The following is a 15,000-nucleotide window of genomic DNA, read 5'->3' as shown; positions in this document are numbered from 1 at the left end:
TCCGGGGCCCCTCCTCGTTATCGTGTTCGCCTACTCGGCCGTCTCGCGCTGCTTACGCCAGCGGATGCCCGCCTCGATGAAGCCGTCGATGTCGCCGTCGAGCACCGACTGCGGGTTGCCGACCTCGTACTCGGTGCGCAGGTCCTTGACCATCTGGTACGGGTGAAGCACGTAGGAGCGCATCTGGTTGCCCCAGGAACTGCCGCCGTCCTTCAGCGCGTCCATCATGGCCTTCTCCTCCTGGCGGCGCCGCTCCAGCAGCTTCGACTGGAGCACGTTCATCGCGGAGGCCTTGTTCTGGATCTGCGAGCGCTCGTTCTGGCAGGAGACCACGATGCCGGTCGGCAGGTGGGTGATCCGCACCGCCGAGTCGGTGGTGTTGACGCCCTGGCCACCGGGGCCGGAGGCGCGGTACACGTCCACCCGCAGCTCGCCCTCGTCGATCGTGACGTGGTCGCTCTGCTCGACCACCGGGAGCACCTCGACACCGGCGAACGAGGTCTGCCGGCGGCCCTGGTTGTCGAACGGCGAGATGCGCACCAGGCGGTGGGTGCCCTGCTCGACCGAGAGGGTGCCGTAGGCGTAGGGGCTCTTCACGGTGAAGGTGGCCGACTTGATGCCCGCCTCCTCCGCGTAGGAGGTGTCATAGACCTCGGTCGGGTAGCCGTGCCGCTCGGCCCAGCGCAGGTACATCCGCATCAGCTGCTCGGCGAAGTCGGCCGCGTCCACGCCGCCGGCCTCGGCGCGGATGTTGACCAGCGCCTCGCGGGCGTCGTACTCGCCCGACAGCAGGGTGCGGACCTCGAGCTCCTCGACGACCTTCTTGGTCGCGCTCAGCTCGGCCTCGGCCTCGACCCGGGTGTCCGCGTCGGCCATCTCCTCGGCCAGCTCGAACAGGACCCGGACGTCATCGATCCGGCTGCGCAGGTTCAGCACCCGGCGCAGCTCGGCCTGCAGGAAGGAGAGCCGACTGGTCACCTTCTGCGCGGACGCCACGTCGTCCCAGAGGTTCGGGGCAGCTGCCTCCTCCTCCAGACGGGAGATGTCGGCCCGGATCTTCTCCAGGTCGAGGACGGCCTCGATCGACCCCATGGTCGTCTCGAGGTTCTTGAGCTCTTCGGAAGGATCGACAGCTGCCACGCCACCAGCCTAATGGTTAGCGCGGGGCACTGGGACCGGCCGGTAGCCCCACCGCCGCCAGCGGTGCCCGCGGCGGCCGCAGCGCGTGGCTGTGGCCGCCGGAGGCGAAGGCCGCGAAGGCCGCCACCGCCCCGGCCAGCAGCAGCACCACGGCCACCAGCACGGCCAGCTGCCGGCGCCGGCGCAGCAGCGCCTTGCGCCCGCCCCGGTGCGCGGCGGGCGCGGCCCGCTGGGCCCGCGACTCGGCCGCGTAGCCGGCCAGTTCCTGGGGGGAGGGGCGGCGCAGACTGGTGTGGGTGTCCCGGGTGGAGTCCGGTGCCGGGGCCGGGACCAGCGGCACGGCCGGGCCGCGCCGGCGGCGGTGGGCCCCGGTGCCGGTGTCCACCTCGGCGTACACCGCCTCGCCCGGGGTCAGCACCTCCTCCACCGGCGGGACCGGCTCGCCGCTCGCCGCGGCCGGGGCCAGCGGCGGCAGGCCGGCCAGCCCGGGCAGTTGCTCGCGAAGCCGCTCGGCCAGCTCGGCGGCCCGCAGCCGGGCGGCCGGGGCCTTGGCCAGGCACTCGGAGATGATCCGCCACAAGCCGTCCGGCAGCCCGGGGACCGGCGGCACGCTCTCGGTGACGTGCCGGCGCAGCACCGCGCCGGTGTGGCCGCCGCCGAACGGGGTGAAGCCGGCCAGCAACTCGTAGAGCACGGTGGCCAGCGCGTAGATGTCGACCGCGGCGCGCGGCTCCAGGCCCTCGATGATCTCCGGCGCCAGGTAGTCGGGGGTGCCGATGATCCGGGTGGCCCGGGTGCGGCGCGGGGCGTCCACCAGGCGGGCGATGCCGAAGTCGGTCAGCTTGGCGCGCGGCGCGCCGCCGGGCCCCGGCGGGGCGGCCAGGTCCAGCATCACGTTCTCCGGTTTGACGTCCCGGTGCACGATGCCGGCCGCATGGGCCGCGGCCAGGCCGTCGGCCACGTCGGCGATCACCGAGGCGGCGGCCTGTGGGGCCAGCACGCCCTCGCGCTCCAGCCGGGAGCGCAGGTCGGTGCCGTGCACCAACTCCATCACCAGGGCCAGGTCGGCACCGTCCACCACCATGTCGCGCACCCCGACCACCCGGGGGTGGTCCAGGCTGGTGAGCGCGGCGCGCTCCTGGACGAACCGGCCGACCAGCACCTGGTCGGTGGCCAGGTCCTCGCGCAGCAGTTTGACGGCCACCGGGCCGTCCGGTCCCTCGCCCAGCCACACGGTGCCTGCGGACCCCCGGCCGATCACCTGGTGCACGGTGTACCGGCTGCCGATCTTGCGTGCCAATGCTGCTCCGTGGGGGCGGCGGGAGCGCTCCCCGGCCGCCCGCTGGGGCCCGGGAGCGCTCGACAGGTCTGTGCGTCGGCGTCCAACCTACGCGCCTCCGGGCCCTGGAGGGGACCTCCGGCCGGGCATTGTCGACAAAGCGTCAATCATGACCGTCCGGTGGCGGTCCGCGGACGGCCGGTGACCGTCTGTCAGCCGCTGAGCGAGTGCCAGGTGCTGGTGACCCAGTTGCTGGTCTGGGTGTACCAGTGCTGCACGTTGTCCCAGTAGTGCGGCAACGGGGTGAAGTGCCACAGTGCCAGCACGCCGACCGCCAGCACTACCAGCACCACCAGGCAGCCCTTGAGGCAGCCCAGGCCCGGGATGTTCATCCGGTTGCGGCTGCGCGGGCGCGGCTCGCGGCGCGGGCGGGACTCGTAGTCGTCCCGGTCCCGGTCGCGGTCCCGGCCCCGGTCGCGCTCCGGCTCGCGGTGCTGCGGCGGCTCCGGGCGACGGGCCGGCTCGGCGCGGCGGTCCGCGTGCTGCTCCGGGTAGCCGAGGCCCGCGTAGTCCTGGTCGCCGCCGCGGCGGGCCTGGTACGGCGCCGGGGCCACCGGCGGGCGCTCGGGCCGGCCGCGGCCGGCCTGCGGCGCCTGCTGCTGGTGGCCCTGCTGCGGGTTCTGCTGCCGGCCCTGGGGGGCGGGGCGGGCACCGGGGTGGGCCTGCTGCGGGTTGCCGCCGCCCGGCTGGTAGGGCTGCGGCGGGCGGCCGGGCGGCGGCGCGCCAGGGCCCTGGTAGGGCTGGTACGGGCGCGGCGCCTGCGGGGGCGCCTGCGCGGCGAACTCCTCGGCGGCGAAGACCTGGGTCTGCTGGTTGCGGTCGCGGGCCGCGCGCAGCTGGGTCTGCCAGGGGTGCTGGGGGTCGCCGGGCTGGAGCGGGGCGGCGGGCGGCGGGGTCGGCGGCAGCAGCCGGGTGCCCTCGGGACCCGGCTGGGGCACAGTGCCCTGCGGCAGCACCTGGGTGGCGGCCGAGGGGTCGTAGCGGCCGCCGGCGAAGGGCTGCCCGCCGGTCGCGTCGAGCTGCTCGGGGGGCAGCAGCAGCGCACCCACCGCGAGCGCGGCGTCCACCGCGGCCGGCGAGGCGTGCACCCCGATGCCGGCCGCCACCACCCGCAGTGCCTGGGCCAGCGCCACCGCGCTCGGGCGCTGGGCGGGCTCCTTGCGCAGGCAGCGCTCGACCACCGTCCACAGCGGCTCGGGCATCCCGGGCGGGCGCGGTGGCTCCTGGGTCAGGTGCGCCTGCAGGATCTGCAGCGCGCTGTCGCCCTGGAACGGGGGCCGGCCGCTGACCAGTTCGTAGAGCATGATGCCGGCGGCGTAGACGTCCACCGCCGAGGTCTGCGGGCGACCGGTGGCCGACTCGGGGGCGACGTAGCTCGGCGTGCCGACGAACTCGCTGGTCCGGGTGATTCCCGGGGAGTCGGCCAGCCGGGCGATGCCGAAGTCGGTGAGCATCGGGTGCAGCTGCTCTCCCTGGCCGTCCAGCCGGACGGTGGCCAGCAGCACGTTGGCCGGCTTGAGGTCGCGGTGCACCACCCCGTCGGCGTGGCTGACCGCGAGCGCGTCGGCGATCGGGGCCATCAGCAGGGCGGCGGCGATCGGGCTGAGCGGGCCGTTGGTCCGCAGGTAGCGGTACAGGTCGGGGCCGTCCACCAGGTCCATCACCAGGGCCAGCAGGTCGCCCTCGACCACCAGGTCGCGCACCCGCACGATGTTGGGGTGGCTCAGGCGCAGCAGCACCGAGCGCTCGCGCAGGAAGCGCACCACGATGTCCTGGTCGGTGGCCAGCTCCTCCTTGAGCACCTTGACCGCGACCAGCTGGCCCGGCGCCAGGTTCGCCAGCCCGGCGTCCTCCCGGACCCGGCCGCGCCAGACAGTGCCCATGGCCCCGCGCCCGAGGGTCTCCTCGAGCAGATACTTGCTGCCGACCGGCCGCACCTGGTGCACTCCTCGCGCTGGACGAGCCCGCCACCGCGGGCGGCGGCCCGGGTGTGCGGCAACTCTAACGGTGTCCACCGGACCCCACTCAGACGAGTGACGCAGGGGGCTGAAGGCCGGTTCTGCCGCCCCGCCGAAGCCGCCTTGACCTGATGCCCCGTCGGCTCCACCATGACCATGATCACAAGATCGTCAAATCCGGTACGGTGCGCGGACTGTCAGTGCCGAGTGGCAGGATGACGCCCAAGGCTGTCTGACAGGCCCTAGCATTTGGCGCTTCCAGCACCGCCGCGGTGCGCCGCAGTCAGTGCACTCCAGCGGTGCGCTCCTGCGGTCCGCCGCGGTGCCGAGCGATCGGCGGCGCGGACCCGTACTCATCACGAGCAGAGGGGAACCCCGGGCGAGATGCAGATCCGGCTGACGGTCCTCCGGCCCCGCGCGGGCGCGGGCCTGCCCGCGTCCGCCACCGACGTGCTGGTCACCGCCCCGGTCGGGACGGCGCTCGGGGCGCTCTCGGTGGCGCTGGCGGGCGCGGTCGGCGTGCGCGGCCCGCGCAGCGCGACGCATGTGCACCTCTACGCCGGGTCGGAGCGGATCGACGACCGCACCCCGCTCGGCCACCCCCCGCTGCTGGACGGCGCCGTGCTCGCGCTCGGCGAGCCCGATCCGCAGGCCCTGGCCGCCCCCGGCGAGGCGGTGACCGAGCTGCGCGTGGTCGGCGGACCGGACGCGGGCGGCGTGCACCGGCTGCACGGCCGCCAGGTCCGGCTCGGCCGCTCCAGCGAGGCCGACGTCCCGCTCGACGATCCGGACGTCTCCCGCCTGCACCTGGCCCTCCAGCTCGCCGCCGACGGCTCGGTCACCGTGCACGACCTCGGCTCCACCAACGGCACCTTGCTGGACGGCAGCGTGCTGGGCGAGGAGCCCCGGCCGCTGCCGGTGGGCGCGCTGCTGCGGCTCGGCGAGTCCACCGTGACGCTGGCCGCCTCCTCCGGCCCGGCCCGCGCCACCACGCCGGACGGGCTCGGCCACCTGCAGGTCGGGCCGGCCGCAACCGCGGTGCGGCCGGCGGCGGCGAGCGCCGAGCAGCCCGCACCTCCGGCGGCCGCCGCACCCAGCCGCACCCGCTCGCTGCTCTCGCGCACCCTGGGGCGCCCGACCACGCCCGCCCCGGCCGCGCCGGACGCGAGCCAGGAGCAGTTGCGGGTCCGCGACCGGCAGGCCGCCGCGCTGCGGGAGCGCTTCCCCGATCCGGCGGCCCTGCTGCTCACCGCACTGGGGCCGGGTCCCCGGCTGTGGGAGCGGGTACCGGCCCATCCGGACGCTCTCACGGTCCGGCTGGGCACCGGCGACCTGCCCGGCGGCCCCGGGACGGCCCCGGGGACGCTGCTGCCGGCCGTCCCGGTCACGGTGGACCTGACGGCCTGTCACAGCCTGGGCCTCACCGGCCCGCGCGAGCGGGTGCTCGGGCTGGCCCGGGCGGTGCTGGCCCAGCTTGCGGTGCTGCACCCGCCGAGCGGGCTGAGCGTGGTCGTGGTCGGGGCGGACGGGCGGCTGCCGGCGGAGCAGCGGGCCGAGGACTGGTCCTGGGCGCTGTGGCTGCCGCACCTGCGGCCGATGCGCGGGCAGGACTGCCGGCTGCTGTTCGGATTGGACGCCACCCAGGCCGAACAGCGCCTGGGCGAACTGCTCGACACCGAGGAGCCGCTCGGGGCCACCCTGCTGCTGGTCGACGGGGACGTGGGCTCGCCCGAGGCCCGGGCGGCCCTGGCCCGGGTGCTGCGCTCGGACGTGCGGGTGGTCTGCCTGGCCGAGACCACCGCGCAGCTGCCGGCCGGCCTCGGTGCGGTGGCCGAGCTGACCGGCGAGGTGGCCACCCAGCTGACCCTGCGCGCCGGCGGCGAACCGGTCGAGGGCGTGGCGCTGGACGCCGTCTCCCGCCCGTGGGCGGAGCGGCTGGCCCGCGCGCTGGCCCCGCTGCGCGAGAGCGCCCCGGTCTCGCGCGGGCCGATCCCCGAGGCCCTGCGCCTGCTGGACCTGCTGGAGCTGGACACCGTCACCCCGGCCAAGGTCTCCGCCCGCTGGGAGGGCCTGCCGAGCACCACCGGCACCGCCACCGCCCTGCTCGGCACCACCCGGGACGACCTGTGCACGGTCGACCTGGCCGGCCCCGAGTCGCCGCACCTGCTGGTGGGCGGCGCCCGCGGCTCCGGCAAGAGCGAGCTGCTGCGCACCCTGATCGCCTCCCTGGCCGTCAGCGAGCGCCCGGACCGCCTCTCGCTGCTGCTGATCGGCGGCCAGGGGCCGTCGCTGGCCGCCTGCGCGGAACTGCCGCACGTCACCGCGCTGGTGGACGCCGCCGCCGACCCCCGGCAGGCGATGCTCACCGCCGAGGCCCTGCTGGACGAGCTGACGCACCGCGAGGAGCTGTTCCACGGCCGCTCCTTCGCCTCCTGGTACGCCGGCCAAGCGCTCAGCGCGAAGGTGGTGAGCCCGCGCGGGTCCGCCCCGGCGGGCGCGCCCGCCGCCCCGCCCGCCGCCATCGCCACGGTCACCGCGCCGCCGCCGCGCCTGGTCGTAGTGGTCGACGACTACGAGGCGCTGCTCGCCCCGCACTCCCCGGCCGGCCGGCCGCTGGCCCGCGCCCTGGCCGCGGTGGCCCAGCGCGGCGGACGGCTCGGCGTCCACCTGGTCGCCACCACCGGGCACCCCGAACAGACCGCCGACACCGAACTCGACGAAGCCGCCCAGTGGCGCATCGCCCTGCGCAGCGACCACCCGGCCGACTCCGACCTGCTGATCCACGTCGACGACGCCGCCGCGGTCGCGGACACCACTCCCGGCCGCGGCTACCTGCGGCGCCCGGACGGCGCGGTCCTGGCTTTCCAGACCGCCCGCATCACCGGCCGCATCCCGCGCACCGCCACCCTGCGCCCCACCGTGGTCGCCCTCGACGTGACGCAGCTCGGCACCCCGCCCACCCGCCGCCCGGTCCGCGAGCTGGGCAACGGCCCCACCGACCTGGCCCTGCTCGCGAGCGCCCTGCAGCGGGCAGCGGCCGACTGACGAGGACGGGCCCAGCTGCCGGGGGACCGGTCCCCCGGCAGACCGGCGGCGGCCTGCTCCAGCGCCGCCGCCGGCGCGCGGACCACTCGGCGCTCCTCCAGCGCTGAGCCCGGGCGCCGGGCACCGCGGTGACCGTCTCCACGGCGCCCGGCGGGTTCCGGGAACGCGGCGGGGCCGCACCCCGGGAAGGGTGCGGCCCCGCGCTCACGGCCCCGGACGTCAGCCCATCGACCCCGCGCGCAGCAGGGTGCGGATGACCCGCATCGCCACCGACAGGCTGGACAGCTCGTAGGTGTCCGAACCCCTTATGTCCGACAGCGTGGTCTGTGCCCGGCTCAGCAGGGTGCCGTTGAGTTCGGCCCAGGCGGCGTAGCGCTCGGACGGGGTGGCCCCGGCGGGGCCGCAGGCCAGCACGTCCGCCGTCAGCTGGGCGTGCGCCGCGAACAGGTCCTCGCGGATCGCGGCGCGGGCCATCGAGGACCACCGGTCGGTGCGCGGCAGCTCGATGATCCGGTCCAGCAGGTGGGTGATGCCCAGCCGGTCGGCGAGGTCGTAGTAGAGCTCGGCGACCTCGGTCACCTCGGTGCCCGAGCGGTCCGCGACGCCGGTGATGTCCAGCGTCGGGAAGGCCGAGGACAGGCCCGCGACCCGGGTGGCCAGCGCCTCCGGCACGCCCGCTTCGACCAGCTCGCCGTAGACGTGCTGGAACCAGGCCAGGTCCTCGCCGCGCAGCGGCTTGGGCAGGCTGCTCCACACCTGGTCCACCCGCTCCTCGAAGAACGCGATGGTGCCGGCGATGTCCAGCGGCTGGCGGCGGTTGTTGAGCATCCACCGGGTGGCGCGCTCGACCAGCCGGCGCGAGTGCAGCCGCATCCGGGTCTGCACCTCGGCCGTCACCTGGTTGTCCAGGCCCTCGACCTGGTCCCAGATCCACTCCAGGCCGAAGACCGCGCGGGCCGCGGTGTGGGTGCGGGCGATCTCCTCGTAGCTGGCGCCGGTCTCCTCGCGCAGCCGGAAGGCGAAGGTGCAGCCACCGCGGTTGACCGTGTCGTTGACGATCAGGGTGGTGATGATCTCGCGGCGCAGCGGGTGGTTGTCCACCGCCTCGGCGAACCGCTCGCGCAGCGCGGTCGGGAAGTACAGGTGCAGGATGTTGCGGAAGTACCCGTCGTCCGGCAGCCCGGTGGCCAGCAGCTCCTCGGCCAGGGTGATCTTGGTGTAGGCCAGCAGCACCGACAGCTCGGGCTGGGTCAGGCCGAAGCCCGCCTGCTGACGCTCCTTCAGCTGCTTCTCGCTGGGCAGGAACTCCAGCTGGCGGTCGAGCAGGCCGTCCGCCTCCAGCCGGCTGATCATCCGCGAGTGCACGTTGACCATGCTGTGCGCCTGGGCCACCGCGTTGGCCAGCACCACGTTCTGGGCGTAGTTGTTGCGCAGCACCAGCCGGCCGACCTCGTCGGTCATCTCGGCCAGCAGGGCGTTGCGCTGCTTGACCGTCATGTCGCCCTCGGCGACCACCTGGTTGAGCAGGATCTTGATGTTGACCTCGTGGTCCGAGGTGTCCACACCGGCGGAGTTGTCGATCGCGTCGGTGTTGATCCAGCCGCCGCTGCCGGCCGGGCCGCCCGCCTGGGCGTACTCGATCCGGCCCAGCTGGGTGCAGCCGAGGTTGCCGCCCTCGCCGATGACGCGGGCCCGCACGGCGCTGCCGTTGACCCGGATCGCGTCGTTGGCCTTGTCGCCGACGTCCGCGTTGGTCTCCCGCTCGGCCTTGACGTAGGTGCCGATGCCGCCGTTCCAGAACAGGTCGACCGGTGCCTGCAGGATCGCCTTCATCAGCTCGGCCGGGGTCAGCTTGGCGGCCTCGATGCCGAGCGCCGCACGGACCTGGGCGGAGAGCTGGATCGACTTGGCGGTGCGCGGGAAGACGCCGCCGCCGGCCGAGATCAGCGACTTGTCGTAGTCGTCCCAGGAGCTGCGCGGCAGGTCGAAGAGCCGGCGCCGCTCGGCGAAGGAGCTGGCCGCCTCCGGGTTCGGGTCCAGGAAGATGTGCCGGTGGTCGAAGGCGGCCACCAGCCGGATGTGCTCGCTGAGCAGCATGCCGTTGCCGAACACGTCACCGGACATGTCGCCGATGCCGACCACGGTGAAGTCCTCGGCCTGGGTGTCCACGCCCAGCTCGCGGAAGTTGCGCTTGACCGACTCCCAGGCGCCGCGGGCGGTGATGCCCATGCCCTTGTGGTCGTAGCCGGCCGAGCCGCCGGAGGCGAACGCGTCGCCCAGCCAGAAGCCGTAGGACTCGGCCACGCCGTTGGCGATGTCCGAGAAGGTGGCGGTGCCCTTGTCGGCGGCGACCACCAGGTAGGTGTCGTCCTCGTCGTGCCGGACCACGTCGACCGGGTGGACGACCTGGCCGCCCTTGAGGTTGTCGGTGATGTCCAGCAGCGCCGAGATGAAGGTCTTGTACGAGGCGATGCCCTCGGCCAGCCAGGCGTCCCGGTCCACCGACGGGTCCGGCAGCTGCTTGGCGACGAAGCCGCCCTTGGCGCCGACCGGCACGATCACGGTGTTCTTGACCATCTGGGCCTTGACCAGGCCGAGGATCTCGGTGCGGAAGTCCTCGCGCCGGTCGGACCAGCGCAGGCCACCGCGGGCGACCTTGCCGAAGCGCAGGTGCACGCCCTCGACCTGGGGCGAGTAGACCCAGATCTCGAAGGCCGGGCGGGGGGCCGGCAGGTCCGGGATGGCGTGCGGGTCGAACTTCATCGACACGTACGGGTGCCAGTCGCCGGACTCGCTGCGCTGGAAGAAGTTGGTCCGCAGGGTGGCCGTGATCAGGTGCAGGAAGGAGCGCAGGATCCGGTCCTCGTCCAGCGAGACGACCTCGTCCAGCGCGCCGGACAGCTCCTCCTGGATGGCCTCGCCCAGCTCGCCCGAGCCCAGCTGGTGGCTGGGGCTCAGCCGTGCCTCGAAGAGGTTGACCAGCAGGCGGGTGGTGTGCGCGTTGTTGCGGAGCGCGTCCTCCATGTAGTCCTGCGAGAAGGTCGAGCCGGCCTGGCGCAGGTACTTGGCGTAGGCGCGCAGCACCACGGCCTGACGCCAGGTCAGCCCGGCGGTCAGGATCAGGCCGTTGAAGCCGTCGTTCTCGGCGCGGCCGGTCCAGGTGGCGGCGAAGGCCTCCTGGAAGCGCTCGCGGGCCTCGTCGGTCAGCTCGGTGGACTCGCGCAGCCGAAGGCCGAAGTCGTAGACCCAGGCGGTGGTGTGGTCCGAGCGGCGCAGCGCGTACGGGTGCTCGTCCAGCACCTCGACGCCCAGGCGCTGCAGCACCGGGAGCACCTCGGTCAGCGAGATCGGGCCGCCGACCCGGTAGATCTTGAACCGGCGCTCGTCGTCGCCGGCGCCGACCGGCTGGTAGAGGTTGAGCCGGAAGTCGCCCTCGCCGTGCAGCGCCTCGATCTGCTTGAGGTCGGCCACCGCGGTGCGGGCGGTGAAGTCGGCCCGGTAGCCGTCGGGGAAGGCGTTGGCGTACTTGTGGGACAGCTCGGCGGCCCGCTCCTCGCCCAGCTCCACGAGCAGCTGGTCGTTGAAGCCGTCCATCCAGAACCGGGCGGCCTCGGCCAGCTTGGCCTCGATCCGCTCCACCTCGGTGTCGGTCAGCTCGGTCAGCTCGTTGCCGGGGGCGACTCGGACCACGAAGTGCAGGCGGGTCAGCACCGACTCGGTGGCGTACACCGTGTAGTCGTTGGTGGCGCCGTTCAGCTCCTCCATCAGGATCGCCGTCAGGCGCTCCCGGATGCGGGTGGTGTAGCGGTCGCGCGGCAGGTAGATCAGCGCGGAGAAGTAGCGCCCGTACTCGTCCTGGCGCAGGAACAGCCGCAGCCGGCGGCGCTCCTGCAGGTAGAGCACGCTGGTGGCGATCTGCTGCAGCTCGTCGGCCGGGGTCTGGAAGATCTCGTCGCGCGGGAACGTCTCCAGGATCTGGAGCAGGTCGCGGCCGTCGTGGCTCTCGGCGGAGAAGCCGGAGTCGGTGACGACCTCCTGGACCTTGCGGCGCACCACCGGGATCCGGGTGACCGACTCGGTGTAGGCGGCGGAGGAGAACAGGCCGAGGAAGCGGCGCTCGCCGATCACGTTGCCGGCCGCGTCGAACTTCTTGACGCCGACGTAGTCCAGGTAGGACGGGCGGTGCACGGTGGCCCGGGAGTTGGCCTTGGTCAGCACCAGCAGCTTCTTCTCGTGCGCCTTGGCGCGCACCGGCGCGGACAGCCGGCCGAAGGACTCGCTGACCGGGTGGTGGTCGCTGTCGTGGCTGACCGGGTCCGAGCGCAGGACGCCCAGGCCGGTGCCGGGGATCGCCCGCAGCACCTCCTCGCCCTCGTGCTCGACCAGGTCGTACTCGCGGTAGCCGAGGAAGGTGAAGTGGTCGTCGGCCAGCCAGCGCATCAGCTCCCAGGCCTCGCCGACCTCCTGCTCGGGCAGGTGGGCCGGGGGCTGCTCGGCGAGCTCGTCGGCCAGGCGCAGCGCGGAGGTGCGCATCTTGGCCCAGTCCTCGACCACCTCGCGCACGTCGCCCAGCACCCGGCGCAGGTCGGCCTCGATCTGGCGCAGGTCCTCGCGGTCGCTCTCCCGGTCGACCTCGATGTGCATCCAGGACTCGACGGTCGCGTCGGCGGGCCACTCGGCGCCGCCGGCCTGGCTCTTCGAGCAGGCGTCGACGTCCAGGATCTCTAGCAGCTTGCCGGTGATGTCACGGCGGACCACCAGCTGCGGGTGGATGACCAGGTGGATCGCGCGGTTCTGCCGGGACAGCTCGTTGGTGACCGAGTCGACCAGGAACGGCATGTCGTCGGTGACCACCTCGACCACGGTGTGGCCGCTGGACCAGCCGTTCTCGTCCACGGTGGGGGTGGAGACCCGGACCTCCGCGGTGCCCTGCGGGCGCTTGAGCCCCAGCCGGTAGTGGGAGGCCGCCGCCCCGTACACGTCCACCGGGTCGCGGTCGACCAGGTCCTCGGGGGCGGTGTGGAGGTAGTAGTGGTGCAGGTAAGCGGTCAGAGCACCGTTGCTCAGACCCTCGCCGGGCGCCGCTCCCCCCACCTGGCTGTGCTCGGCGGCCGCGGCCGCCTTCACGAGCAGTTCGGCCTTCGCCGCGTCCAGCTTGGTCTGCATGGCTGATTGGCTCCTGTCGCGCGCCGTTGCGTGACTCGGTGGTGTCTGGGATCACTCCGCCGGGCCGACCACAATCCTCCCGCACCATGCTGGCGAGGGGCGCTCAAGGCACGCTTAAAGAACACCTCGCCTGGGTACGACAGACCTTTCGGCCTGAGGGAGCCGTCCCGACGACGCCAGCCAGCCTAACCGGCGTGAACCAAGGTGTCAGGGGACAGTGCGGAGCAAAGCCGAAGGAAGATCGCCAGTTCCTGGACAGGTTGTCCAGGTCGGCCCGCCGAGGTCGCCGGAGCCGCAGCTCACCGCACGAGCGTGCGCGCGAGGTCGACCGCCTCTGCCAGGGTGTCCACCACGGGTACGCCGACCGGCTCGAGGTTGGCGCGTACGTGCGAGCCCCCGGTGTACAGCACCGCATGCGCGCCCGCTTCGAGCGCCGCGAGCGCGTCGTCCGCCGCGTCGCCGATCAGCACGGTCCGGGCCGGGTCCACCCGGTCGGCGAGCGCGGCGAGGTGGCGCACCAGCGAGGCCGCCTTCTGGCCGTGCGAGGGGCCGGTGCGACCGTCCACCCGCAGGAAGTGGCTCTGGATGCCGAACCGCTCCACCACCGGGACCAGCCGCTCGTGCTGGTACATGGAGAGCAGCGACTGGGTGCGGCCCTCGGCCGCCCAGCCGGCCAGCAGCTCCGCCACCCCGTCGGTCAGCCCGCACTCCACCGCGAGCTCGGCGTAGCGCTCCTGGAAGGCGGCGTCCAGCGCCTCCCACTGCGCGCCGGACGGCTGGAAGCCCAGCACCCGGTGGTAGAAGCGCGGGATCGGGATCTCGTAGTTGGCCCGGTACTGCTCCAGGCTCAGCGGAGCCCCGCCGACGGTCGCGAAGGCGGCATTGCTCGCCCCCACCACCGCCGACATGTCGTCGAGCAGGGTGCCGTTCCAGTCCCAGACGATGTGAGTTCGCACCCCGGCAGGGTAGGCGGCCGCACCGACAAGCGGGTAGCGAGCAGCTCACACCCGGGCGAAGCCGGTCAGCCGAGCAGGCCCGGGATCTCCTGGGTGGCGTACCAGAGCAGCTCGTGGTCCTCGGCCCCGTCCACCGAGAACTGGGCGTCGCTGTCGCCCGCGTCGGCGGCGCCGACCGCGGCCACCGCGGCGGTCACGTCGGTGACCACCTCCTCCTCGTCCGCGTCGGCGTGCACGGCAGCGGCCTTGGCCAGCTCCACCGGCCCCGACAGGACGACCCGGCCGAGCGAGGCCTGGTCCTGGTACTCGTCGCCGGCGAACGGGCGCACCGCGCGGTCCGGCACGTCCAGCGCGACCACCACCCGGCGGCGCGGGGCCTCGGGGTCGGCCGCCAGCAGGCGCAGCGAGGACTGGGCGGCGCGCACCAGGGCGGCGTACTCCAGCTCCTCCAGGTCGTCCGAGACGTACCACTCGCGCAGCGCCGGGGTGACCGCGTAGGCGGCGGACTCCGCCAGCGCGCCGTCCGGGTGCGCCTGGGCCAGGGCCGCCAGGGTGGTGGGCACGTAGACACGCATCGGGGGCACGCTCGCTTCCGGGTAGTCCTCAGGACCCCCACAGAATACGGCCCCGACGATCACCGCGGGGCGGGCGGCGTGTACCCCTTCGAGCGCATCGCGGCTCGGCGGCTCGGCGGTCCCGGACTCGGGTGCGCCACCGCCACGACCGGTGCGGCACCGGTGTCAAGCCGCCGACCGGGCGACACCCGCACGGGGGTGCGCCACCGGCTTGAGCGCCCGGCCGCGCAGCCGATAGCACTGGGGACCGCACCCGTCCGCGACCGAGCCCCGGGGGTCCCGCCGATGACCGAGACCGTGTTGCTGCGCCACCCGTCCGCACCACAGATCAACCGGCTGACGCCGACACCCGGCCACCGGGTGCCCGCGCGCCCCGAACCCCGCGCACCACGCCACCCCCGCGCCGACTGCGGCCCGGCCGCCGACCGGGTCCCGGGCAGCGGCGATCTGGCCCACCGCTTTGCCCAGCGCCTGGTCGAGGTGCTCGCCGGGGTCCGCCCGCCGGGCCAGCTGGTCCGGCACACCACCCACGACGGCTACCGCGAGCTGGCCCGGCTGGCCCGGGGCAACCCGCTGCGCCGGGCCGGCCGCGCGCTGCCTCGGCTCGGCCCGGTGCACGAGTCGGTCCCCGGGCCGGGCGCGCTGGAGGTGTGCGTGCGGGTGGAGGCCGGTCCGCGGCACCACGTGGTGGCGTTCCGGCTGGAGCGCCACCGCCGCACCGAGCAGTGGCAGTGCACCACCGTGGGGACCTGGTGACGCGCCGAGGCGCCGCCCGGACGGATCCGGACGGCGCCTCGGCCCGCGGCCACCGGCCTGACGGC

8 protein-coding genes are annotated in these 15,000 nt (G+C 74.2%); 2 read left to right on the top strand and 6 right to left on the bottom strand.

All coding sequences use genetic code 11. The features are described 5' to 3' along the window. Positions 1-30 precede the first annotated feature (30 nt). The 3 genes from prfB to C7C46_RS31375 all read right to left on the bottom strand — a co-directional run bounded on the left by prfB (position 31) and on the right by C7C46_RS31375 (position 4,416). Positions 31-1,140, bottom strand: a complete 1,110-nt coding sequence (gene prfB, locus C7C46_RS31385; RefSeq protein WP_110673322.1) for a peptide chain release factor 2 — start codon at positions 1,138-1,140, stop codon at positions 31-33. Between the two features lie 16 nt (positions 1,141-1,156). Next, positions 1,157-2,440, bottom strand: a complete 1,284-nt coding sequence (locus tag C7C46_RS31380; RefSeq protein WP_110673321.1) for a serine/threonine-protein kinase — start codon at positions 2,438-2,440, stop codon at positions 1,157-1,159. Positions 2,441-2,631: 191 nt separating this feature from the next. After that, a complete protein-coding gene (locus C7C46_RS31375; RefSeq protein ID WP_110673320.1) occupies positions 2,632-4,416 on the bottom strand; it encodes a serine/threonine-protein kinase in 1,785 nt (594 codons plus the stop codon). A gap of 405 nt (positions 4,417-4,821) precedes the next feature. On the opposite strand from C7C46_RS31375, the gene C7C46_RS31370 reads away from it, so the two are divergent. After that, the gene (locus C7C46_RS31370) at positions 4,822-7,482 is read left to right on the top strand and encodes an FtsK/SpoIIIE domain-containing protein (RefSeq protein WP_110673319.1); all 2,661 of its coding nucleotides are present in this window, start codon (positions 4,822-4,824) and stop codon (positions 7,480-7,482) included. 219 nt (positions 7,483-7,701) lie between these two features. Here the strand turns inward: C7C46_RS31370 and C7C46_RS31365 are convergent, their stop codons facing one another. From C7C46_RS31365 to C7C46_RS31355, 3 genes are all read right to left on the bottom strand, one after another. After that, a complete protein-coding gene (locus C7C46_RS31365; RefSeq protein WP_110673318.1) occupies positions 7,702-12,648 on the bottom strand; it encodes an NAD-glutamate dehydrogenase in 4,947 nt (1,648 codons plus the stop codon). 299 nt (positions 12,649-12,947) lie between these two features. Then, positions 12,948-13,604 (bottom strand): HAD family hydrolase, encoded by a 657-nt coding sequence (locus tag C7C46_RS31360; RefSeq protein WP_110673317.1) that lies wholly within the window; start codon positions 13,602-13,604, stop codon positions 12,948-12,950. Positions 13,605-13,669: 65 nt separating this feature from the next. Then, the gene (locus C7C46_RS31355) at positions 13,670-14,179 is read right to left on the bottom strand and encodes a DUF6912 family protein (protein ID WP_110673316.1); all 510 of its coding nucleotides are present in this window, start codon (positions 14,177-14,179) and stop codon (positions 13,670-13,672) included. A 285-nt stretch (positions 14,180-14,464) separates the two neighbouring features. Between C7C46_RS31355 and C7C46_RS31350 the strand changes: the two genes are divergently transcribed. Then, positions 14,465-14,935: an Rv3235 family protein gene (locus C7C46_RS31350; protein ID WP_110673315.1), complete on the top strand. Its 471-nt coding sequence runs from the start codon at positions 14,465-14,467 to the stop codon at positions 14,933-14,935. The last annotated feature ends 65 nt before the right edge of the window (positions 14,936-15,000 follow it).

Origin of the sequence: Streptomyces tateyamensis (assembly GCF_003205575.1) — a bacterium.
Lineage (GTDB): Bacteria > Actinomycetota > Actinomycetes > Streptomycetales > Streptomycetaceae > Kitasatospora > Kitasatospora tateyamensis.
The sequence above is the reverse complement of the archived record's forward strand: the minus strand, read 5'-3'. Positions and strand labels throughout refer to the sequence as shown.